The following is a 21,663-nucleotide window of genomic DNA, read 5'->3' on the forward strand; positions in this document are numbered from 1 at the left end:
GGCATGGAGCTTTCGGGCAGGGCGGATCACGCCACGGCGTCCCTGGGGAGGGGACACCGCGCCGGGCGGCGTACGGGTGCGGGTGGTGGGGCCGGACTCAGCCGAGTACGGCGAGGGCGTCGACCTCGATCAGCAGGCCCGCGGGCAGGCCGACGTAGACGGTGGTGCGCGCGGCGGGCGGCTCGGTGAGGCCCTGCTCCGCGAAGTAGCCGTTGTAGAGGTCGTTCATCTCGGCGAAGTGGCCGGTGTCGGTGAGGTAGACGCGGATCATCACCACGTCGTCCCAGCTCGCGCCGCCCTCCTGGAGGACGGCCTTGACGTTGGTGAGGGTCTGCAGGGTCTGGGTGCGCAGGTCCGGGCCCGCGGGCGTGGGCGGCTGGCCCTCCTGGGCGGGCAGGAAGCCGACCTGCCCGGCGACCTGGAGGATGTTGCCCTTGCGCACCCCGTGCGAGAAGGCGGCCGGCGGGGTGGTGTGGGTGGCGGGCGTGAAGGCGGTCTTCTTGGTCATGGGGGTGTCCTTGCTCAAGGGGTGTCCTTGGTCGGGGGTCTGCCGGAGAACTCCCCGCTGATGGCGTCCGCGGTACGGCGCACCAGGGGGAGCAGGGCGAGGAGTTCGTCGCGCGGGACGACGACATGGGGGGTGGAGACCGACATGGCGGCGACGGTCCGGCCGTCCGCGCCGCGGATCGGGGCCGCCACGCAGTTGATGGACTCCTCGTGGCCGCCGAGGTCGGTGGCCCAGCCCTGTTCGCGTACAGCCGCCAGCTCCTTGAGGAAGGCGGCGGCGTGCGGTGTCGAACGGGGCGTGTACAGGGGGTAGTCGAGGCCCTCCGCGAGGGTGCGGCGCTCGGCCTCGGGGAGGTCGGAGAGGAGCACCTTCGCCACGGCGGCGACGGTGAGCGCGACCGGCTTGCCGATCCGCGAGTACATCCGCACCGGATAGCGGCTGTCGACCTTGTCGATGTAGAGGACCTCGCCCTCCTCGTGGACCGCGAGGTGCACGGTGTGCCCGCAGGCCTCGTTGAGGCGCACCAGATGGGGGTGGGCGATCTCGCGGACGTCCAGGCTCTCCATCGCCTCCTGGGCGAGCGCGAAGAGGCGGGCGCCGAGCCGGTAGCGCTGGTCGGACTGGCGGTAGACGAAGCCGTGTTCGTGCAGGGTGCGCAGCAGGCGCAGGGCGGTCGACTTGTGGACGCCGAGGTGTTCGGCGACCTCGCCGAGACCGGTGGGCCCCTGGGCGAGCAGCGGCAGCACCTGGAGCCCGCGGTCGAGGGTCTGGCTCATGGGGTGGCCTCCTCCGTCCCGGCCGCGGTCCGCGTCCAGCCGGGGCCGAGGCGCAGTCTGCCCCACTCCGCCTCGTCCAGGGCGGCCAGCCGGTCGGCGTGCCCGCGGTCCGGCGGGGGTGCGAGGTCGCCGGGGACGGTGAGGGCGGCCGCGGCGCACAACTGGCCGTGCCGCAGCCGTTCGCGCAGGCCGAGCCCGCGCAGGCTCGCGGAGAGGAAACCGGCGGCGAAGGCGTCCCCGGCGCCGGTGGTGGCGACCACCTCGACGCGCGGCGCGGGCACGAAGAGCACCGTGTCGGCCTTCTCGTACGGGGGGTCCTCGCCGGGCGGGCGGGCGAAGACGGTGGCCCCGCGGGCGCCCTGCTTGACGACGAGCACCGGGGGTTCCGGCAGCGCCGCGCGCACCGCGCCGGGGCCGCCGCGCACCCCCCACACCTCCTCCGCCTCGTCCTCGCCCACGAAGACCAGGTCGGCGCCGCCCGCCAGTTCGCGCAGCACACGGCCCTCCCCGGGGCCGCGCCACAGGCCGGGGCGGTGGTTGACGTCGAAGGAGATCAGCGGCCGCCCGGGCCGGGGCGCGGTCAGCTCGCCGAGCAGCGCCCGGCAGGAGGCGGAGAGCGCGGCGGTGATGCCCGTCAGATGCAGGATCCGCCCGGCGGCGAGCGCCGCCGTGTCCACCGTGTCCGCGGCCATCGCGGAGGCCGCCGAACCGGATCGGTAGTACGCCACCTCGTGCCCCGCGCCGCCCCGTTCCCCGGCGGTACGGAAGTAGACGCCGGTCGGCCGCCCCGGATCGCGCCGCACCCGGGAGGTGTCCACCCCGTAGGCGGCGATCGCCTCGACGAGATGGTCGCCGAAGCCGTCGGCGCCGACCCGGCTGACCCAGCGCGCCGCGTGCCCGGCGGCGGCGAGCACGCAGGCCACATTGGACTCGGCGCCGCCGATGGCGCGGTCGAAGGAGGGCACGTCCGCGAGCCGCCCCGGCCGGGACGGCAGGAAGGTGACCATGGACTCCCCGAGCGTGACGACCTCGACGCCGGACTCCGCGGCACCGGCCGCTTCCGCCGGTGCGGCCGCCGGGGCTTCTCCGGCGTCTTCGCGACCGGCGGGCTGAGTGGTGGACACGCGGTGGGGCTCCTGACCGAGGGGGCTGCCGGGCTGGTGGGCGGTCCGTTGACCCGGTGTTGGCCGAGATGCTAGACAGCGGTGACCAGCATCCGCAATGACCATTGCACATGATGCAACACCGCAGATCAGGGAGGTTTCATGGCGGAGGAGAGTGGCGCCGAGGCCCTCGCCCGGCTGGCCGGGGAACGCGTCGACCACCGCTTCAAGGGGCTCCCGCCGGATGCCGGGGGACTGCGCGTGAGCGAGCTGGCCGCCGAGCGCCGGGACCTGTTCACCGGCGGCTTCACCACCCCCGTGCTCGCGCTCTCCGCCGAGCGCCTGGAGCACAACCTCGCGCTCATGGAGACCTACGCCGCCCGGCACGGACTCGCCTTCGCCCCGCACGGCAAGACCTCCATGGCCCCGGCGCTCTTCCACCGCCAACTCGCCCACGGCGCCTGGGGAATCACCCTGGCCACCCCGCACCAGGTCCGCGTCGCCCGAGCCTTCGGCGTCCCGCGGATCTTCCTGGCCAACGAACTCGTGGACGCCGCCGCCCTCCGCTGGATCGCCGCCGAGCTGGCCGCCGACCCGGACTTCCGCCTGATCTGCTACGCCGACTCGGTGGCCGGGGTCCGGCAGATGGCCGCCGCCCTCGGCACCCCCGCCCGCCCCCTCGACGTGGTGGTCGAACTCGCCGCGGGCGAGGGCGCGCGCACCGGTGCCCGCGGCGCGCGGGAATGCGGCCTGGTGGCGGACGCGGTGGCCGCCGAGCCCGCGCTGCGGCTGGTCGGGGTCGCCGGGTACGAGGGCGAGGTGCCGGAGGCGCGTCCCGATTCCGTACGGGCCTGGCTGCGTCAACTGGGCGCGCTCGCCGCCGAGTTCGACGCGGCGGGACGCTTCGCGGGGCTGGACGAGGTCGTGGTGAGCGCGGGCGGCAGCGCCTGGTTCGACGCGGTGGCCGAGGTCTTCGAGGAGCTGCCCGCGCTCTCCGCGCCGGTGCTCAAGCTGCTGCGCTCCGGCGCCTATGTCTCCCACGACGAGGGGCACTACCGCGAGGTCACCCCCTTCAACCGGGTCCCCGAGGAGGGCGCGCTCCAGGCCGCCTTCCGGCTCTGGGCCCAGGTGGTCTCCCGGCCCTCGCCCGAGCAGGCCTTCCTCAACGCGGGCAAGCGGGACGCCGCCTACGACCTGAGCCTGCCGACGGTCGCCACGATCCGCCGCGGCGGCGCCGAACACCCGCCCACCGGCGTCGAGTTGACCGCCCTCTCGGACCAGCACGCCTGGCTGCGCACCGCCCCGGACGCCGACCTGGAGGTGGGCGACTGGGTCGGCCTCGCGCTCTCCCACCCGTGCACCGTCTTCGACAAGTGGCAGCTGATCCCGGTCGCCCGGGCGGACGGCACGGTCGTGGACTACGTCCGCACCTTCTTCTGAGCCCGCCCGTACCGAGAACCCGTACCGAGGAAAAGGAGCGGGGATGCCCGCAGCCCGAGAGCTCGTCATCCGCGGCGCCGAGGTGGTGGACGGCACCGGCGCCCCCGCCCGCCGCGCCGATGTCCACCTCGGCGGCGGCCGGATCCTCGCGATCACCCCGGAGACCACCGGCGCGCCCGGGCGGCGGCGGCCCGGCGCCGCCCGGGTCCTCGACGCCGAGGGGCTCGTCCTCGCGCCCGGCTTCATCGACATGCACGCGCACAGCGACCTCGCCCTGCTGCGCGACCCCGACCACAGCGCCAAGGCAGCCCAGGGCGTGACCCTCGAAGTCCTCGGCCAGGACGGGCTCTCCTACGCACCCGTCGACGAGCGCACCCTGGCCGAGGTGCGCAGCGCCATCACCGGCTGGAACGGCGACGGTTCCGACCTCGACCTCGACTGGCGCTCGGTGGGGGAGTACCTGGACCGGCTGGACCGCGGCATCGCCGTCAACGCCGCCTATCTCGTCCCGCAGGGCACCCTGCGGGCGCTCGTGGTCGGCTGGGAGGACCGCCCGGCCACCCCCGCCGAACGGGAGCGGATGCGCCGACTCCTCGCCGAGGGACTGGCGGAGGGCGCGGTCGGCATGTCCTCCGGGCTCACCTACACCCCCGGCATGTACGCCGACGACGCCGAACTCACCGAACTCTGCCGGGTGGTGGCCTCCTACGGCGGCTACTACTGCCCCCACCACCGCAGTTACGGGGCAGGCGCCCTGGAGGCCTACCGGGAGATGCTCGCGGTGGCCCGCGCCGCCGGCTGCCCGCTCCATCTCGCGCACGCCACCATGAACTTCGGCGTCAACAAGGGCCGGGCGCCCGAACTGCTCGCCCTCCTCGACGAGGCGCTCGCGGCGGGCGCCGACATCAGCCTGGACACCTATCCCTACACCCCCGGCAGCACCACGCTCGCCGCCCTGCTGCCGAGTTGGGCGGGCGAGGGCGGCCCCCGCGAGGCCCTGCGGCGCCTGGCGGACGAGGAGAGCGCCGCCCGCATCCGCCACGACCTGGAGGTCCGCGGCGCCGACGGCTGCCACGGGGTGCCCGTGGAGTGGGAGACCATCGAGATCTCCGGCGTCCGCGACCCGGCCCTGCGTCCGTACGTCGGCCGTACGGTCGCCGCCTCCGCCGCCCTCGACGGGACGAGCCCCTGGGCCACCGCCCGCCGCCTGCTGCTCGCCGACGGACTCGGCCCCACCGTCCTGCAGCACGTCGGCCACGAGGAGAACGTCCGCGCCATCATGCGGCACCCCGCGCACACCGGCGGCTCCGACGGCATCCTCCAGGGCAGCAAACCGCACCCCAGGGCGTACGGCACCTTCCCCCGCTATCTCGGCCACTACGCGAGGGAGTTGGGCGTCCTCTCCCTGGAGGAGTGCGTCGCCCACCTCACCGGACGCCCCGCGGCCCGGCTGCGGCTGCCGGACCGCGGCCTGGTCCGCGAGGGCTACCGCGCCGACCTCGTCCTCTTCGATCCCCGTACGGTGGCCGCCGGTTCGAGCTTCGAGGAGCCGCGGCGCACCCCCGTCGGCATCCCGTACGTCCTGGTGGACGGCGAGTTCGTCCTCGCCGAGGGCCGCCGCACCCAGGCGCTGCCGGGCCGCTCGGTGCGCAGGACCCCGCGCTGACCGGGGGTCCCGCGCACCGCCGGACCGTTACCGCGCCAACTCCTAGGCCGGGCCCTCGTATCCGGCCAGGACCTTGGTGAACTCCCAGGGCTCCTGCGGGACTTCGGAGCAGCTGTCGGCGCCGCCGCCCTCGCAGGGCCGGTCGCGGTTGACGGACCAGAAGGTCAGCCGGGCCAGGTTGTGCTCCTGGGCGTAGCCGAGGAGGGTGCGGAAGTCGTCCGGGGTGATGGTCTCGCCGACGTCGGTGACCCCGTTCATCGAGGAGATGCCGGTGCTGCGGTAGGCCTCGTCGTCGGAGTAGCCGTAGGCGTCCTTGACGGCGGTCTTCAGCCCCTCGGCGGCGCGTACGCTCAGCTCGCCCATGTTCTGGCCGTTGCCGTCGAAGTTGAACGGCATGATGGTCCAACTGTCCACGGTCAGCCCGGCCTCCGCCGCGCGGTTGATCAGGCTGGTGTCCGGGCCGTCCTGGCCGGTGCCGAAGGTCATGAACACCTTCAGGCCGGGGTTGGCCTCCTTGACGGCCTTCAGGGCGTCCACGGTGCGCTGCTGCACCTCGGGGCTGTCGTAGGCCTCGGCCTCGATGTCGATGTCGATCGCCTTCAGCCCGTAGGCGTCGATGACCTTCTGGTAGGCGCCGGCCAGTTCCTCCGCGCTGGAGCAGGAGCTCTCCAGCTTGTTGCCGCTCCAGCCGCCGAAGGAGGGGATCACATCCCCGCCCGCGGCCCGTACGGACTCGATGGTCCCCTGGTCCACGCCGCCGCTCAGCGGGCGGCTGCCGTCCCACTGCGGGTCGCAGGTGCCGTTGCTGAGGACGAAGGCGAGGGTGAACCACTTGACCCCGGTGGCGTCCATCACCGTCTTCGGGTCGGGCGGGCTGCCCCAGCCGTTGTAGAGGTAGGGGGCGACCGCCATCGAGGGGGCGGCCTCCGCCCCGGCCTGCGGGGCGGCGGGCGCGGCACCGGCGGCGGGTGCCTGCGCCAGTCCGGCGAGTGCCGCCACGGCGGCCGCCGTGGCGAGTGCGGTGCGGGGGATCCGGGTCGTCATGTCGTCCCTTTCTGCCTGGCCGTTCCGGTGGGGGGCGGAGGCGGATGCCGTCAGCCGTGCGGACAGGACACCGATTGAAGGAGTCGACCATGTACGTGTCAATACTTTGGTCTGGACCTGTGTCTCAAACCTTTGAAAAGCCCGGCACCCGGGGCCGCTCCCCGTGCGGGGCCCGCCCACCCGGTGCGCACCGCACCCGGGACCGTCCGGCCTGGTGATTCCTCAAGGTGCGGGCGGCCAGGGGCAGTTCGGCGCCGGTTCCGCCGGGGAGCGCGGAGGCGAGGACGCGTATGCGCGGTGTTCAGGGAGTGAAGGCAGGGCCAGGGGTCCGATCCGTACGGGTTCATCTGTTGCGGAGGGTGGGCTCCTCGGACAGGGGAGGCGGGGGCGGTCCGCCGTGACGCCCGGTCGAAGGGCCGTCGGCGTGTGTAGTGCAGCGGCCGTCCGCGTGCGTAGTGCAGAGGTCCCTGGGTACCCGGTGGTGGACCCGAGGAAGGAGGCCGGACTTGCCGGAGGCCGGAGCACCGAAGAACACGACCGAGGCCGGGGTGCCGACGGAGCCGGAGGAGGGGCGTCCGGGGGCACTGGAGGAGGAGCACCCGGGAGAGGAGGAGCCCGCGGCGGAGGACCAGCGCACCGCGGTGACGGTCCTGGTCGCGCTCGCCGCCAATCTCGTCATCGCCGTCGCCAAGGTGGTCGGCGGGCTCTTCGCCGCCTCACCCGCGCTGCTCTCCGAGGCCGCGCACTCGGTGGCCGACAGCCTCAACGAGGTCTTCCTGCTCGCCTCCCTCAAGCGCAGCCGCCGCAAGCCGGACAGTAAACACCCCTTCGGCTACGGCAAGGAGCGCTACTTCTGGTCGCTGCTCGCCGCGGTCGGCATCTTCGTGATGGGCGGCTGCTTCTCCTTCTTCCAGGGCATCGAGGCCTTCCGCTCGGAGGGCTCCGAGAGCCACACCGGCTATCTGGTCGGCCTCGCCGTCCTCGGCGTCGCTCTGCTCGCCGAGGGCGCCTCCCTGGTCCGGGCGCTGCTCCAGGTGCGGGACGCGGCGAGGGCCGCGGGGCGCGGGATGCTCCGCCAGCTGCGGGCCGGTGACGACCCGGCCCTGCGGACCGTGCTCGCCGAGGACTCCACCGCCTGCCTCGGCGTGGTCTTCGCCCTGGTCGGCATGGCGCTGCACATGGTCACCCACCAGGTCGTCTACGAGGCCTGCGCCTCCCTGCTCATCGGCGTCCTCCTCGTCTACGTGGCCTACCAGTTGGCCAAGGAGTCCCGCGGCCAGCTCATCGGCGAGGCGGTCGACCCCGCGCTGCGCCGGGACATCCGCGGCTTCCTGGACGGCGAGCCGGAGATCGACGCGGTCACCACCCTCCTGACGATGCGGATGGGGACCCGCTCCACCCTGGTCGCCGCCCGCGTCGACCTGGTCGGCGGGCTGGACAGCGAGGAGGTCGAGGAGGTGCTCGTCCGCATCAAACGGGAGGTCACCCGCCGGTGGCCGCTCGCCGACCAGGTCTTCCTGGACGTCACCGAGGCCACCGTGCACGACCGGATCAGGGCCGCCGGGGAGCGGCGCCACCTGGACGCCGCCGTGGCGGCCGAGGCGCAGGCGGACCGGGAGAGCTGAGCACGGCGGCCGGATGCGCGCCCCGGGACGGAGCCGGAGCCGCTCCGTCCCGAGGCGCCCCCTTTCACTGGCCCGCCCTCCACTGGCGCGTCCCGGGGCGCACCCGTCACTGCCCCGTCCCGGGGGACCGTCACTGCCCCGCCGTCTCCTCCACCGTGATCGCCCCGCAAGGGCAGCCCTGAGCCGCCTCGCGCACGTCCTCGGCCTCGGCCGCCGGGGGTTCGGCCACCAGCAGGACGACCAGTCCGTCCTCCTCCCCCTGGTCGAACACCCCGCCCGCGGTCAGCACGCACAGCCCCGCGCCGCAGCACTTCTCCCGGTCCACCGCCACCCGCATCCGCGCCTCCCGGGCCGCCTCCGCCGCCGTACGCCTTCCCGCCCTCACCAGGTCACCGGCAGGGCGTGCACCCCGTAGACGAGCATGTCCTCGCGGAAGCGGATCTCCTCGAAGGGCACCGCCAGGCGCAGTTCCGGCAACCGCGAGAGCAGGGTGCCGAGCGCCACCTGGAGTTCGACCCGGGCCAGCGCCTGGCCGAGGCACTGGTGCACGCCGAAGCCGAAGGCGAGGTGCCGCCTGGCGTCCCGGCCGAGGTCGAGGCCCGCCTCACCGGGGAAGGCGGCCTCGTCCCGGTTGGCGCTGCTGAGCATGCACAGCACGCCCTCGCCCGCGGCGATCCCGGTGCCGCCGAGGCTGACGTCCTCGGTGGCCAGCCGCACCACCCCGTCCTGCACGATGGTCAGATAGCGCAGCAGCTCCTCGACCGCCGCCTTCCGCTCCTGCGGACCGCCCGCGCGCAGCCGCGCCAGCTGGTCCGGGTGGCGCAGCAGGGCGAGCACCGACAGGGCGGTCATATTGGCGGTGGTCTCGTGCCCGGCGATGAGCAGCAGCCGGCCGACGGAGGCGATCTCCTCGTCGTCCAGCTCGCCCTCGGCGGCCAGCCTGCTGAGGATCCCCTCGTCGGGCTGCCCGCGCCTGCGGCCGGCCAAGTCGGCGAGATAGCCCTGGAGTTCGTCCTGTGCCGCGCTGATCTCGGCCGGGCTCGACGCGGTGCGCAGCATGACGCTGCTGAGGTGCTGGAAGAAGTCGTGGTCCGCGTAGGGCACGCCGAGCAGCAGGCAGATCACCACCGAGGGGAGCGGCAGGGCGAACTCCGGTACGAGATCGGCCTCCCGGCGTCCGTGCGCGGTCATGGTGTCGAGGAGCGCGTCGGCGAGTTCCTGGATCCGGGGGCGCAGCTCCTCGGTGCGCCGGACCATGAAGTCGGCGGTGAGCATCCGGCGCAGCCGGGCGTGCTCGGGGTCGTCCTGGCGGATGAAGCTGGTCCGCCCGGTGCCGAGGACCCGCCGCCCGGGGCTCAGGAAGGGGAAGCCCGGTCGGCTGGAGTCCGCGCTGAAACGCTGGTCGCGCAGGACGGTGCGGACGTCCTGGTGCCGGGTGACGAGCCAGCACCAGGATCCGTCCCACAGCCGTATCCGGCTCACCGGCTCCTCTCTGCGGGCCTGTTCGTAGGCGGGCGCCGGGTCGAAGGGGCAGCCGCTGCGGCGCGGCGCCGGCACGTCGGTGAGGGTCTGCGGTGCGGGCACGGCCATGGGGAGGCCTCCTCGTGGAGTGGGGGACAGCCGGAAAGGTGCCTCAGGCACCTAACCTTCCGTCACGGTAGTGCGCCACTCCACGACCCGGAAAGGGTGCCTCGGGCCTGCGCGGGAGACTGGCCCGAATGCGCCTCCTGGCCTGTGGCGGCTCGGCGGAATCCCTCATTCCCCGGACGGGGGTGGGGAGTTGCCGGGCTGTGCTTGTACGGGCCACCTATCCATGGGGAATCACTCTGCGTAAATCTTGGGGGAGGGGATGTCCCCGCGCCGGAAGGCGTCCGCCGCCGGATCACGGAATTGGCCGAGTCGCGACGGCGGCCCGGGGGCGTCCGGTCCCGCCGGCCCCGGCTGCCGCCGCCGGAGCCCGCGTCGGCTACCCCAGTTCGCGCAGCGCGTTCTCCACGACCTCGGTCAGCGCCGGGTGGATCCACAGCGGCTGCTCGGCGAGGGCGCGGGCCGTCATGCCCGCCGTCATCGCCACCACCAGCGGCTGGACGAGGGTGGCCGCCTGGGGCCCGAGGAGGTGGGCGCCGAGCAGGCGTCCGTCCGCGCGGTCGGCGAGCACCTTGCAGAAGCCGGTGGTGTCCTCGAGGGCCCAGCCGTAGGCCACGTCCTCGTAGCGGCGGATGCCCACGGCGTAGTCGAGCCCCTGCGACCTGGCCTCCTGCTCGGTCAGTCCGACCTGGGCGATCTGCGGGCGGGTGAACACCGCGGAGGGCACCGCGCGGTAGCTCATGGTGCGCGGGTCGTCGGGGTGCAGCAGATTGTGCGCGACGATCTCGGCCTCGCGGTTGGCCACGTGCTTGAGCGGTACGGGGGTCGCGATGTCGCCCAGCGCCCAGACGCCCTCGGCGCTGGTGCGCAGCCGGTCGTCGACCTCGATCCGCCCGTCCTCGCGGACCTCGACGGCGGCCTTCTCGAGAGCGAGCCGGTCGCTGTTGGGACGCCGCCCCACCGCGACCAGCAGGGTGTCCGCGGTCAGCTCCGCGCCGTCGTCCAGGGTCAGCCGCAGCGCGCCCGGGGAGCCCGCCACCCCGGTCAGCTCCCGGCCGAGCCGCAGGTCCCACCTCCCGCGCACCGCCTCGGTGAAGGCCTCGGCGACCGACTCGTCCTGCTGCTCCAGGAGCCGGTCCCGCTGCTCGACCACGGTGATCCTGCTGCCCATGGCGTGGAACACATGCGCCAGTTCGGCGGCGATGTACCCGCCGCCGAGCACCACCAGATGGCGGGGCGGCGCCGCCAGCCGCATCACGGTGTCGGAGGTCTCGTACGGCAGTCCGCAGTCCGCGACCACCGGCGGGACCACGGGCCGCCCGCCCGCCGCGATCACGATCCGGTCCGCCGCCAGGTCGAGGGGCCCGTCCTCGGTGTCCACCCGCACGCGGCGCTCGCCGGTGAAGCGGGCCCGGCCCCGGTGCACGGTGACGAACTCGGAGTCCCGGCGGCCCTGTTCGCCCTCCCGGGAGTCCGCGTCGAGGCGGCCGAAGACGCGCTCCTGGACCGCGCGCCAGCGCACCCCGTCCAGCCGGGCGTCCACATCGTGCCGGGCGGAGCCGCGGACGGCGTCGGCGACATCCGCCGTGGCCGCGAGCATCTTGCTCGGGATGCAGCCCGCGTTCAGGCAGGTGCCGCCGAAGGGGCCCTCGGAGACCAGGGCGACATCCAGCGAGGCGAAACGGTCGTCGAGGAGGGCGTTGCCGGTGCCCGCCCCGAGGACGAGGAGATCATGACGGCGCATCCTCGGAAGGTATCCGTTTCCGCCCGGAGCATGCGCGGCCCGCGTACCCGCTGGATCCGCGCCCTACTCGACGAGCCGGGCCGGGAAGCCGCCGGTCGCCAGCGGGCCCCAGCGGCGCGGGGTGACCCGGATGAGGGACTTGCCCTGCTTGAGCATGGCGGCCCGGTACTCGTCCCAGTCCGGGTGCTCACCGGAGATGTTGCGGAAGTACTCGACGAGCGGCTCCACCGAATCGGGCGCGTCGAGGACCTCCGCCTCGCCGTCGATCTGCACCCAGGGGCCGTTCCAGTCGTCGGAGAGGACGACCACGCTGACCGCGGCGTCACGGCGGGCGTTGCGGGTCTTGGCCCGCTCGGGATAGGTCGACATCACCACGCGCCCGGCGTCGTCCACGCCCGCGGTCAGCGGCGAGGCCTGCGGGGAACCGTCGGCCCGGCGGGTGATCAGCAGGGCCCGGTGCCGCGGCCGTACGAAGTCCAGCAGACCGTTCAGGTCGACCCGGGTGTTGCTCGCTGCGGAAGGACTCATGAGGGGCAACATACGCCCCGCTCCTGCCGGACGGGGGAGCGCGCGGGCCGCCCCACGGCGAGGCGGGTTCCGTGCCGCGCCCACCCGGCGGAGCATGACCGCCATGGAGTGTGTACGAGACGCGCCCGCCCGCGACCGCCTGCCGGACGGGGACCGCGTACCGGAGCCGACCGCCGGGAACCGCCCACGCAAGGGGGCGGCATGAGCACGGCGCGGACCGGTGGCCGGGAGGACGCCCACGCGGCCTATGTGCCGATCGCCGAGCACGGACTCATCGGCGATCTGCGCACCGCCGCCCTGGTGGCCGCCGACGGCCGCATCGACTGGTTCTGCGCGCCCCGCTTCGACTCCCCGAGCCTCTTCGGCTCGCTGCTCGACGCGGGCGAGGGCGGCTGCTGGCGGATGGACCCGGTCTGCGGGGTCGCCTCCCGGCAGCAGTTCTACTTCCCCGACACCAACATCCTGATCACCCGGATGCTCACCGAGGACGGCATCGTCGAGGTGCAGGACTTCATGCCGGTCCTGCGCCGCCACGACCCCGGGCACCGCCAGCGCCTGGTGCGCCGGGTGAGCGCGGTGCGCGGCACCATGGCGATGCGCTCGCTGATCGCTCCCCGGCTGAACTACGGCCGCGACCGCCACGTACGCGAACTGCACGGCTACACCGCCGAGTTCAGCTCCGCGGCGCTGACCGTCCGGGTCCGCAGCAGTGTGCCGCTGACCGCGCGGGAGGAGGACGAGGCGGATGCCGTGGCCGAGTTCTCCCTGCGGGCGGGCGAGAGCGCGCTCTTCGTCCTGGAGACCTGCGAGCCCGGCGCGGACTGCCCGCGCGAGCCGCTGCCGCCGGAGCGGGCCGAGGAACTCTTCCGGGCCACCGTCGCCTTCTGGCGCGACTGGCTCGGCCAGTCCCGCTACACCGGCCGCTGGCGGGAGATGGTGCACCGCTCGGCCCTCACGCTGAAGCTGCTCACCCATGAGCCCACCGGCGCGGTCGTCGCCGCGCCCACCCTCGGCCTGCCCGAGGAGATCGGCGGCGGCCGCAACTGGGACTACCGCTACGTATGGATCCGCGACGCCGCCTTCTCCCTCTACGCGCTGCTGCGGCTCGGCTTCACCGAGGAGGCCGAGGCCTTCGTGGAGTGGCTGGTGCGCTGCCTGCGGCGCGGCGGCGACGGGGAACTGGGCCCGCTGCGCGTCCTCTACTCCATCGACGGCCACGCCGACCTGCCCGAGGAGGAGCTGACACATCTGGAGGGCTACCGCGGCTCCGCCCCGGTGCGCGTCGGCAACCGCGCGGCCGACCAGCTCCAGCTGGACATCTACGGTGAACTCGTCGACTCCATCTACCTGTTCAACAAGTACGGCAAGGGCATCTCCTGGGAGACCTGGTCCGACCTGTGCGCGGCGCTCGACTGGCTCCTGGACCACTGGGACGGCGCCGACGAGTCGATCTGGGAGACCCGGGCGGGCCGCCGGCGGCACACCTACTCGCGGGTGATGTGCTGGGTCGCCGTCGAGCGGATGATCCGGATGGCCCACCAGCGCGGGCTCCCCGCCGACCTGCCGCGCTGGACGGCGGTCCGCGACCTGCTCTACCGGCAGGTGATGGCGGAGGGCTGGCACGAGGAGCTGGGCAGCTTCGTGCAGCGGCTCGGCGGGGAGGGCACCCCGCCGCCCGGCATCCTGGACGCCTCCCTGCTGGTGATGCCGATGGTCAAGTTCCTCTCCCCGAAGGACCCCCGCTTCCTGTCCACCCTCGACGCGATCGGCGCGGGACTCGTCGCCGACTCCCTGGTCTTCCGCTACGACGCCTCCGAGTCCGCGGACGGCCTCGACGGCACCGAGGGCACCTTCTCCATCTGCTCCTTCTGGTGGGTGGAGGCCCTCACCCGCACCGGGCGCGTCGAGGAGGCCCGGCTCGCCCTGGAGAAGATGTTCACCTACGCCAACCACCTCGGGCAGTACGCCGAGCAGATCGGCGTCACCGGGGAGCAACTCGGCAATTTCCCCCAGGCGTTCACCCATCTGGCACTGATCAGCGCCGCCGTGAACCTGGACCGCGCGATGGGCTGAGACCGGACCGCGCGGCGGCCCCCGCGGCATCCCCGCCGCGGCCCCGGCCCGGCTTCCGGCACCCGCCCGGGAGACGGACGCCGTCGTGCGGATGCCGGAGGCGGACTACCGTCGTGGAGATGAACGACGCACCGGTCCCGGCGCCGCCCGGCCCCGGGGACGCGGCCTACCCGGGGCGCACCGCCCCCGGCTGCGCCACCCTGACCGCACTCGACACCGCCGTGGCCGGATGCCGCGCCTGCCCCCGCCTGGTCGACTGGCGGGAACGGGCCGCCCGCCAGGCACCACCGGCCCACCGCGCGGAACGGTACTGGGCCCGCCCGGTGCCGGGGCTCGGGCCGCCCGACGCCTCGATCGCCCTGGTCGGGCTCGCCCCCTCGGCGCACGGCGGCAACCGCACCGGCCGGATGTTCACCGGCGACCCCTCCGGAGACGTACTGATCCGCGCCCTGTACGAGGTGGGGCTCGCCAGCGGCCCCACCTCCCGCGCGGCGGACGACGGGCTGCGGCTCCTGGACACCCGGATCACGGCACCGGTGCACTGCGCCCCGCCGGAGAACGCCCCCACCACCGCCGAACGCGACACCTGCCGGCCCTGGCTCACCGCCGAACTCGGCCTGCTGGCACCCCGGTTGAGAGTGATCGTCTGCCTCGGCGGCTTCGGCTGGCGCGCCCTGCTCCCGGTGCTGCGCGCGGCCGGCCGGCAGGTGCCGCGCCCGCAGCCCGTCTTCGGCCACGGGGCGCACACCCTGCTCGCGGGCGGCGCCGGACTCCCGCCGCTGCACCTGCTCGGCTGCTACCACCCGAGCCGCCGCAACATGGCCACCGGCACCCTCACCGCGCCCATGCTCACCGACCTGCTGCGCCGCGCCCGCGAGTTGGCCGCCGACTCAGGGTGAAGTCCCCTGCGGCAGAAGGGGGTTCACACCCGAAGCCCCTACAACTCGGCCACCGAGGCGTACGTCGTGCCGGTCGCGATGTTGTTCTCGTAGACCGTCAGCGGCGACAGGGAGGGGTCGCAGTACATGGTCATCCCCTTCCAGTACGCGGGTCCCTGGCCGTACGTGAGTCCGCAGGCCGGGTGGTAGTCCGCGAGCAGCTGCTCGCCGTCGACCCAGACGTCGATGACCGAGTCGGACTCCCCGGAGCCGAGGGTCAGCCCGTAGACGACCGAGTAGCGCTGCTCCTTGACCACCTCGCAGATGTGCTCCTCGTAGGTGCGCCCCGAGGGCGAGTTCCAGCCGCCGCGGATCGCCAGCTGGTTGCTGTACACGTCGAACTCCAGCGGCGGCGAACCGTCGTTGCCCGCGTGGTGGATCTGGTTGAGCAGGCAGAAGGAGTTGTCCTGGTCGAGCGGATAGTCCGGGCCCAGGGCGAAGTCGAAGCGGAAGAACTGGCGGGTCCCGTCCGCGAGGTCGCTGCCCTCCTGGGGCGCGGCCTCAAGCCGCATCTGCCCCTCGACCAGGTGCAGTTCGCCCGCCCGGCCCATGCCGTAGGGCGCGTCCACCACCGGTACGGGATCCCGGCTGTTCTCGATGTCGCCGTCCTCGTACTGGCGCTGCACATTGCCGAAGCCCGCGGCATTGGAGTCCGCGGCCGAGAAGTCCGCGGCCCACAGGAGTTCGGCCGCGGCGCCCGAACGGGCGGCGCCACGGCGGGCGTTCGGTCCCGGCGTCCGCGCGCGGGCGGTTCCGGTGCCCAGTGCGCCGAGGCCGAGTGCGGCCACCGAGGCGGTCGCACCGCGCAGCAGTGCCCGGCGGCCGGTCACCGGGTGGGAAGGGTCGGTCATCACGCCTCCGTCGCTCGGATACGGCGCACGAGTATGGGAGGAGCGGCGGCCGATGTCGAGAGCGCGGGCAGCATCGCCGGACACCCGCCGGACAGGGTGTCCGACGGGTGCCGACAATGCCCGTGATCACCGTCTATACGGTCACCGGACCCGTCTCGTACGGCTCAGAGCGCGGTCCAGGTGAAGGCGACCTCGTCCCCCGCCTCGATCCGGAACTGGCAGCCGCCGACCGGGGTGGCCGTGCCGTTGACCGCGATGTTCCAGTACGCCTCCTGGCCCCCGGTGGCACCGTCGATGGTGGAGACGAAGTAGTCCTCGAAGGAGGCGTACCACTCGCCGTCCCAGGTGAAGCCGGCCTGCGCGGCGGCGTCGTCGAGGGCGGCCGTCGGGGTCGGGCCCGCGCTCGGGTTGGCGCCGTTGTTGGTGCCGTCGCACGGGTGGGTGCCGCCGGAGGCGGTGGTGACGTCGTGGCCGGTCGTGGAGACCGTGCCGTCGAAGACCGTGCTGTCCGGACCGGTGACCGTCAGGGTCACCGTGACGGGGGCCTTGACCGCGAGCGGCGCCTCGGCGGAGCGGGCCGCGGGGACGGCCGTCAGCGCGAGTCCGAGCGCGGCGGTGAGGACGGCGGCACGTCTGAGGAGGGCAGCGGACATGGTGACCTGCTTTCGTGGGATTCGTGGGAGGGGAGTTCGCGGGTTCGCGGATTCCCGGACTTGCGGGTTCGCGGGTTGCGGAGGTGGGGAGTTGCGGGCAGGGAAGGCCAAGGGGCGTGTGGGGGAGGGGAGTTGGGTTCCGCCGGTGGGCGGCCCTGGGCATGGGCCGCCCACCGCGCGTGCTGCTGGTGCCGGTGTCGGTGCCGCTGGCCCGGTGAGCGCGGTGGCGGTGCCGTAGGCGGTGGTAGCCGTGCTGCTCAGTGGCTCCTGCGGCCCCGGCGGGTGAGGGCCACCGCCGCGGCGCCCGCGGTCAGCAGGGCGAGGGAGCCCGCGGCGTACGGCAGCGCGGCCGAGCCGGTCGCCGCCAGGCCGCCGCCCGTCGCCGAGCCGCCCGTGCCGCCGGAGGTGACCGCACCCCCGCCGACGGTGCCCGGGGCCGGTGTCCCGGAGGGCGAGCCCGAGGACGAACTGCCGCCGGTTCCACCGCTGTTGCCGCTGCCACCGCCGCTGCCGCCGGAGCCGGTGCCGCCGTCCCCGCCGGAGTCGCCGCCCGCCGAGCCCCCGGTGCCGCCCCCGGACGTACCGCCGGTGTCGCCGCCCGACGTACCGCCGCTGCCGCCCGTGCTGCCGTCGCCGGGAGCGCAGTCGATGGGTTCCAGGGCGGAGGCGGAGTCCTTGCCGTCGATCTGGGCCAGGGGCTTGCCCGCGAGGGCGGGGACCGCCTGGGCGGTGGCGCGCAGGGTGGTGCCGTCCACCACGGGTTCGGCGTAGCCCACCGCGCCCCGGTCGGCGGCCGGTGCCCTGCAACCGAGCTGACGGGACGTCAGCCAGGCGGTGCCCTCGGCGGCGGCCGCGGTCCGCTTGCCCGCCGCCAGCGCCTGGACGTCCAGGGCGGTGGAGTTGGTGTTGCCCGGCGGGGTGCCGAAGCCGTTGTCGCGGAAGCTGCCGTCCGGGAGCTGCTGCTTCTCCAGCCAGTCGAGCCCCGCCTCGGCGTCCGCGGTGCGGCCCGCGCCGAGCAGGGCCTGGACGGCGAGTCCGGTGCTGTCGGTGTGCGAAGTGCACTGGGCCGGATCGGACTTGAAGAAGAGCGGGTAGCCGCCGTCGGCGCAGCGGGAGGCGGCGAGGAAGTCGGCGGCCTTCGCGGGGAGGTCGCCGGTGCGCTGGAGGGCGAGGACCGCGAGGGACTGGGTGAACTGGTTGGAGCCGTCGCCGTTCGGCAGGTCGTCGGTGAACCGGCCGCTGTCCTGCATCCGTCCCAGCAGGGTCGCGGTCAGGTCGATGCCGCCGAAGTCGGCCGGGTCGCGGTGCTCGATCGCGGCGACCAGCGCGAGCTTGGCGGTGCCGCCCGCGAAGACCCGGCCCGGGGTGCCGCGGTCGATGTAGTCGGCGGCGTGCGCGGCCAGCCAGTCGGTGGCCTTCTCCGCCGTCGCGCCGCCGGTGCCGGTGGCGGCGAGCGCCATCACGATGTCGGCCGTGAGCCCCTGGTCGCCGGAGGCGTGGGTGCCCTCGGTGAGCCGGGAGGCCGTCCAGGTCGCGGCGGCCTTCTCGGGCGACGGGAGGGCGGGCGCGCCGGTCCTTGCCTGGGCGCCGCCCGGCAGCAGTGCGGCGCAGAGCGCGGCCGCGGGCACCACGACGGCGAGAAGGGCTCTGCTCGGAAACGGCATCGCGGCGGACTCCTTGGCGGTGTCAGAAGAGCCGGGCCCGCCCCGGGATCCGCCGCGCACGCACCCGAACTGGCGAACCCCTGGCGCGCGTCGGTGAACGCGGCGGCAGGGGCCGGCGAGCCGGGGCGGCTCGTGGCTCCACGCTGCAGACCATGACAGTGAGAAGCAGTGCACGCAGCACGACGGGCAGCCCGGCTCGCGGCGTCAGGGCCTTTCCTTCAGATCAGGCTGGGCTCGCGGGGGCCGGCACGCACATCTGCGGCGTTGTCGTCGGTTGTCCCCAAGCTCTCAACTGCGTTCGAGCAGGGGAGGCCCCAATCGCTCCGCGTCGACGCCCTCCTCCGCCTCGCAGCTGCACGCACCAGCCCGCGCTCCCTGATCCAGCCCGATCTGAAAGAAAGGCCCCAGGCCGCTCACGGTTGCAGGTCAGCGCCGGAATCCCACCGGCTTTCCCCGTCGCGTACGCATGAAGTTGTCGGCCCCGGAATCGACCGAGGGCAGGGGAACAGTAGGCCCGGGAAAGGGAGTTGGCCAGACGCGGTGAAGGAATTGTGACGCCGGACACGGTCCGCGGCGGGGCGGACGGCCCCGCGGGCGGCCGCGCAGATCACACCCGGCGGGCTGGCGCGGGGGTGCAAGGGTGCGTATTCTCCGAAGAGTTCGCCTCTGGGCGGACCCACAACTGAATGCGTGCACGACTGGGGAAAGCCGGTGGGAATCCGGCGCTGACCTGCAACCGTGAGCGCGAGGCCGCTGCCTCGCGTGAGCCGGAACGCCCGGCGTGCTGCGCGTATCGCTTCTCACTGTCACGGTCCGCAGCGTGGAGCCCGGTCTCAAGATCCTCGGGCCCCTGCCGCATTCGCACTTCGCACCGAATGCGCGTCAGGGGTCTTTTCGCGGATCGGTGCCCTGGCTGCCGGCCATTTCCCAAGGGGGAACCTCATGGTCGGGGTCGGACCCGGCGCCAGGACGGCCGCCGCCGTCGGGGCAGGCGCCGCACTCGCCGTCTCGATACCGCTCTTCGTACCCACCGCCTCCGCGGACGGCAAGGCGGCGACACCCGCCGAGGCCGCGGTGGCCGCCGCCCGCTGGGGAGCGGGCGAACTCACCGCGGACGGCGCCGTACCCGGCATGTCGGGCACCCCGGACTGGGGCCTGTCCATCGACACCCTGATCGGCCTCGAGGCCACCGGCGCCGCCCCCGCGGACGCCGCGAAGATCACCGCCACCCTCAAGACCCACGTCCGCGACTACAACAGCGCCGACGCCTGGGGACCCAAGGGCCAGCGCATCGCGGGAGCCACCGCCAAACTCCTGTACGCCGCGGTCATCACCGACTCCGACCCCGCGAAGTTCGGCGAGTACGACCTGCGGCAGGAGACCCTCGACCTGATCGCGGGGCCCGAAGCGGGCCTGGAGAACGGGCGGGTCAAGGACAAGGTCACCGCCCCCGCCACGGACAACAGCAACACCTTCGGCCAGTCGCTGGCCGTTCTCGGACTCGCCCGCAGCGGCGAAGTCCCGCAGAACACCGTCGATTTCCTCCTCGACCAGCAGTGCGCCTCGGGCGGCTTCCGGCTCTTCCCGTACGCCTTCGGCGGCGGCAAGGTCACCGGCGACTGCGACGCCCAGGGCGCCGACGCCGTCCTCGACCCGGACTCCACCGCGATGGCCGTCCAGGCGCTGCTCGCCGCGGCCGAGGCCGGTGCCGAGGGCGCGCAGGCCGGGGCCGAGAAGGGCGCCGACTGGCTGGAGGAGCAGCAGGCGGCCGACGGCGCGCTCGGCGGCTCGGGCCCCACGGCCGCCGCCAACTCCAACAGCACCGGGCTCGCCGGGCAGGCGCTGGCCGCCACGGGCCGCGAGGAGGCCGCCGGCAAGGCCGCGGGCTGGCTGGTGAAGCACCAGCTCACCCAGGCCGATGGCGGCAAGGCCGCCGCCGAGGCCGGGGCCGTCGCCTACAACGACGCATCCCTCAAGTCCGCCCAGGACGAGGGCATCGAGGAGTTCCAGCGCGACCAGTGGCGCCGCGCCACCCCGCAGGCCCTGCTCGGCCTCGCCCAGGTCCCGCTCGGCAGGATCGGCACCACCGACCCCGATCCGGGCCCGGGCCCCAGCGAGGACCCCGACCCGAGCACCACCCCCGACCCCACCCGCACCCCGGACCCGAGCACCAGCCCCGACCCGGGCACCTCGCCCGGCCCCGGCGTCTCCGCCGACCCCTCCAGTACGCCCGGTCCGGGCCCGAGCGACTCCGCGCCCGCGGGCGGCCCGGCCTCCGGCGGAACCGGCGGCAACACGCCGGACGTCGCCTCCGGCCCCGGCGGCTCACTGGCCGCCACCGGCGCCGACGTCCTGCCCTGGGCGGGGGCCGCCGGAGCCCTCCTGGTGGCCGGATACGCCACCCACCGCTTCGCCGCCACCCACCGGAAGGGCCGCACCTCATGAGGCGATACCTGCGCGGGCTGCGCGCGGCCACGCTCTCCCTGACCCTGGTCGCCGCCTCCGCCGGACTCGGGCTCGCCGCCGACCTGGCCACCGCCCCCGAGGCCGCGGCGGTCGACACCGGCAAGGGCACCGCCGGTTTCTGCCCGAACGCCGACGGGGTCACCGTCATCGTCGACTTCCAGGAACTCGGCGGCACCACCATCGTCCGGTGCGCCCCGGGCGACCAGGCCACGGGCCTCGCCGCGCTGAAGAACGCCGGTTTCCAGATCGCCGGGACGAACCGCTGGGGCGAGGGCTTCATCTGCCGCATCGAGGGCAAGCCCGGACCCGAGAGCGAACCCTGCATCGACACCCCGCCCGCCTCCGCCTACTGGTCGTACTGGCACGCGCCCAACGGCGGCAACTGGACGTACAGCCAGTGGGGCGTGATGAACCACAAGCCCCCGCCGGGCAGTTTCGAGGGCTGGTCCTTCTCCAAGGACAAGACCTCCACCACCAACCCGCCGCCGCGGGTCGCCCCCTCCCGCCCGGCCTCGGGCGGCTCCTCGGGCGGCTCCTCCGGGGGGAGTACGGGCGGCTCCGGCTCCTCGGGGGGCTCCGGCCCGGGCCAGGGCACCGGTGGCCAGGTAGGCAACGGCGGTGCGGGCGCGGGCAGTTCGGGCGGCGGCACCAAGGTCCCGGCCACCGGGCCCGGCGCCGGGAAGTCCGCGGACACCGAGGGCGGGAAGGACAAGGGCGGGAAGGAGGAGAAGAAGGGCAAGGCCTCCGCCGGCCCCTCGCACTCCGCCTCCGACGCACCCCTGCCGGGCACCGAGGACGAGCCCAGCGAGGCGGCCGCCTGGACCGGCGAGGGCGAGGACGGGCTCGAACCCACCGCGGCGAGCGGCGGGGACGGGGTGCCGACCAGCACCGTCGTCGGCATCGCCGCGGTGACCGTGCTCGCCGCGGGCGCCGGTGCCACCGCCTGGCGCCGCCGGGCCGCCCGCTCCGGTCCTTCCTCCTAGGGCGCCTGGCCACC

General features: G+C 74.2%; 17 protein-coding genes, 1 pseudogene and 2 riboswitches. Of the genes and pseudogenes, 7 read left to right on the forward strand and 11 right to left on the reverse strand.

Annotated elements, in window-relative coordinates; translation table 11 throughout:
• Positions 1-97: 97 nt before the first annotated feature.
• From MID12_RS30445 to MID12_RS30455, 3 genes are read right to left on the reverse strand one after another with little or no spacing between them, the layout of a single operon-like run.
• A complete protein-coding gene (locus tag MID12_RS30445) occupies positions 98-508 on the reverse strand; it encodes a RidA family protein (protein WP_040258527.1) in 411 nt (136 codons plus the stop codon).
• Between the two features lie 14 nt (positions 509-522).
• Positions 523-1,284 (reverse strand): IclR family transcriptional regulator, encoded by a 762-nt coding sequence (locus MID12_RS30450; RefSeq protein ID WP_263172301.1) that lies wholly within the window; start codon positions 1,282-1,284, stop codon positions 523-525.
• Positions 1,281-2,291: a sugar kinase gene (locus MID12_RS30455; RefSeq protein WP_411577085.1), complete on the reverse strand. Its 1,011-nt coding sequence runs from the start codon at positions 2,289-2,291 to the stop codon at positions 1,281-1,283. The genes MID12_RS30450 and MID12_RS30455 overlap by 4 nt, the downstream gene beginning before the upstream one ends.
• A gap of 258 nt (positions 2,292-2,549) precedes the next feature.
• Between MID12_RS30455 and MID12_RS30460 the strand changes: the two genes are divergently transcribed.
• Both MID12_RS30460 and MID12_RS30465 read left to right on the forward strand, forming a co-directional pair.
• Positions 2,550-3,827 carry an alanine racemase gene (locus tag MID12_RS30460; protein WP_263172305.1) on the forward strand — a complete coding sequence of 426 codons (1,278 nt, stop codon included), beginning with the start codon at positions 2,550-2,552 and terminating at the stop codon, positions 3,825-3,827.
• Positions 3,828-3,870: 43 nt separating this feature from the next.
• Complete coding sequence (locus MID12_RS30465; protein WP_263172308.1) at positions 3,871-5,493, forward strand: N-acyl-D-amino-acid deacylase family protein; 1,623 nt, start codon at positions 3,871-3,873, stop codon at positions 5,491-5,493.
• A 42-nt stretch (positions 5,494-5,535) separates the two neighbouring features.
• On the opposite strand, the pseudogene MID12_RS30470 reads toward MID12_RS30465, so the two are convergent.
• Positions 5,536-6,414, reverse strand: a pseudogene (locus MID12_RS30470) (chitinase); the annotation flags it as partial.
• Between the two features lie 629 nt (positions 6,415-7,043).
• On the opposite strand from MID12_RS30470, the gene MID12_RS30475 reads away from it, so the two are divergent.
• Complete coding sequence (locus MID12_RS30475; protein WP_397915480.1) at positions 7,044-8,162, forward strand: cation diffusion facilitator family transporter; 1,119 nt, start codon at positions 7,044-7,046, stop codon at positions 8,160-8,162.
• A gap of 130 nt (positions 8,163-8,292) precedes the next feature.
• Here MID12_RS30475 and MID12_RS30480 read toward each other — a convergent pair whose 3' ends face one another.
• The 4 genes from MID12_RS30480 to MID12_RS30495 form a co-directional block, all read right to left on the reverse strand.
• Complete coding sequence (locus MID12_RS30480; RefSeq protein WP_397915482.1) at positions 8,293-8,547, reverse strand: ferredoxin; 255 nt, start codon at positions 8,545-8,547, stop codon at positions 8,293-8,295.
• Positions 8,544-9,752 (reverse strand): cytochrome P450, encoded by a 1,209-nt coding sequence (locus tag MID12_RS30485; protein WP_040255309.1) that lies wholly within the window; start codon positions 9,750-9,752, stop codon positions 8,544-8,546. Before MID12_RS30485 ends, MID12_RS30480 begins: the two co-directional genes overlap by 4 nt.
• A 376-nt stretch (positions 9,753-10,128) precedes the next feature.
• A complete protein-coding gene (locus MID12_RS30490) occupies positions 10,129-11,493 on the reverse strand; it encodes a mycothione reductase (protein WP_263172311.1) in 1,365 nt (454 codons plus the stop codon).
• A gap of 63 nt (positions 11,494-11,556) precedes the next feature.
• Positions 11,557-12,021: a PPOX class F420-dependent oxidoreductase gene (locus tag MID12_RS30495; RefSeq protein ID WP_263172312.1), complete on the reverse strand. Its 465-nt coding sequence runs from the start codon at positions 12,019-12,021 to the stop codon at positions 11,557-11,559.
• A gap of 201 nt (positions 12,022-12,222) precedes the next feature.
• Here MID12_RS30495 and MID12_RS30500 point away from each other — a divergent pair, with 201 nt between their 5' ends.
• On the forward strand, positions 12,223-14,094 hold the full coding sequence (locus tag MID12_RS30500) for a glycoside hydrolase family 15 protein (protein ID WP_263172314.1): 1,872 nt from the start codon (positions 12,223-12,225) through the stop codon (positions 14,092-14,094).
• Between the two features lie 119 nt (positions 14,095-14,213).
• Positions 14,214-14,993, forward strand: coding sequence for a uracil-DNA glycosylase (locus MID12_RS30505; protein ID WP_263172317.1), 780 nt, complete (start codon positions 14,214-14,216; stop codon positions 14,991-14,993).
• Between the two features lie 38 nt (positions 14,994-15,031).
• On the opposite strand, the gene MID12_RS30510 is transcribed toward MID12_RS30505, so the two are convergent.
• From MID12_RS30510 to MID12_RS30520, 3 genes are all read right to left on the reverse strand, one after another.
• Positions 15,032-15,883: a polysaccharide lyase gene (locus MID12_RS30510; RefSeq protein WP_263172319.1), complete on the reverse strand. Its 852-nt coding sequence runs from the start codon at positions 15,881-15,883 to the stop codon at positions 15,032-15,034.
• A 164-nt stretch (positions 15,884-16,047) separates the two neighbouring features.
• Positions 16,048-16,536 carry a DUF4430 domain-containing protein gene (locus tag MID12_RS30515; protein ID WP_263172321.1) on the reverse strand — a complete coding sequence of 163 codons (489 nt, stop codon included), beginning with the start codon at positions 16,534-16,536 and terminating at the stop codon, positions 16,048-16,050.
• Positions 16,537-16,793: 257 nt separating this feature from the next.
• A complete protein-coding gene (locus tag MID12_RS30520) occupies positions 16,794-18,200 on the reverse strand; it encodes a peptidase (protein ID WP_263172323.1) in 1,407 nt (468 codons plus the stop codon).
• A 337-nt stretch (positions 18,201-18,537) separates the two neighbouring features.
• A riboswitch (cobalamin riboswitch) is annotated at positions 18,538-18,650 on the reverse strand.
• Between the two features lie 194 nt (positions 18,651-18,844).
• Positions 18,845-18,999: riboswitch (cobalamin riboswitch) on the forward strand.
• A gap of 143 nt (positions 19,000-19,142) precedes the next feature.
• On the opposite strand from MID12_RS30520, the gene MID12_RS30525 reads away from it, so the two are divergent.
• Complete coding sequence (locus tag MID12_RS30525) at positions 19,143-20,645, forward strand: hypothetical protein (RefSeq protein ID WP_263172325.1); 1,503 nt, start codon at positions 19,143-19,145, stop codon at positions 20,643-20,645.
• Positions 20,642-21,649: a hypothetical protein gene (locus MID12_RS30530; protein WP_263172326.1), complete on the forward strand. Its 1,008-nt coding sequence runs from the start codon at positions 20,642-20,644 to the stop codon at positions 21,647-21,649. Before MID12_RS30525 ends, MID12_RS30530 begins: the two co-directional genes overlap by 4 nt.
• Positions 21,650-21,663: the final 14 nt, after the last annotated feature.

Source organism: Streptomyces sp. SCSIO ZS0520, assembly GCF_025643355.1.
Lineage (GTDB): Bacteria > Actinomycetota > Actinomycetes > Streptomycetales > Streptomycetaceae > Streptomyces > Streptomyces physcomitrii.